General features: G+C 40.6%; 2 pseudogenes. Both read left to right on the top strand.

Annotated elements, in window-relative coordinates:
• Nucleotides 1–542 (top strand): annotated as a pseudogene (locus ACWPVL_RS11740) (T7SS effector LXG polymorphic toxin); the annotation flags it as partial.
• A gap of 34 nt (nt 543–576) precedes the next feature.
• Nucleotides 577–832: pseudogene (locus tag ACWPVL_RS11735) on the top strand (hypothetical protein); the annotation flags it as partial.

Below are 832 nucleotides of genomic sequence, written 5' to 3'. Positions count from 1 at the left end.
ATTCTAGCACTCGGACTGGGACTCGAGCTCTTGCAAGAGCAGCTAAATCTCTTGCAAGAGGAGAAAAGATTGCTAGTATGGCTACCAAATTTGGTAAATTCATAGGTGGCCATGTAGACGATGTTCGCTTTGTAAAAGATTCTCTAGGTCATCTTGATAAAGATATTCTTAAAGCAGATATATTCAGAAACATGAAATCTGCTGTGTCTCAAAAAGGCTTCGGAGCAGTAAAGCAAGTAGGCGCTATTGGCACAGTATTAGCATTGAAAGATGGTTGGGATACATTCCAACAGAATAGGGGGAAATATGGGGATGCTCATGCATTAGCTGACGGAGCCGCCCATGCGGCAGGTACCTTTAGTGGAGCAGTAGTCGGAGCTCAAGTTGGAGCAGTTATTGGCTCTGCTATTCCAATCCCTGTAGTAGGAACGGTACTAGGAACAGTAGCGGGAACGATTATCGGAGATGTAGTCGGAAAAGGGATCAACCATGTATGGGATAAGTTTTCGCATGGAGAATGGAAACTGCCCAAGCTGTGGTGATGGATTTTTCTGAGAATTAGAAAAGAGGAGAGATATGTTTTTGGGAAGACGTCGTATGTATTTTAATCAATATGGTGATAAAGCAATTTATTTTGATCGTAAGACTCACGAACTTTTAGAAGCTCCAAAGAGTAAACTATTAGATACAGAGAAATCAAGCAGAATGAATCGGCATATTCCTCTATTAGTTGTTTTCTTTATGTTTAGCGGTGGCGGACTTACTTCCTTCTTTAGTCTATTTTTACAAGGAACTTATAGTATGACTGCTTTTTGGAGTGTTATTCTTATCT

Source organism: Streptococcus sp. Marseille-Q8145 (assembly GCF_965112035.1).
The sequence above is the reverse complement of the archived record's forward strand: the minus strand, read 5'-3'. Positions and strand labels throughout refer to the sequence as shown.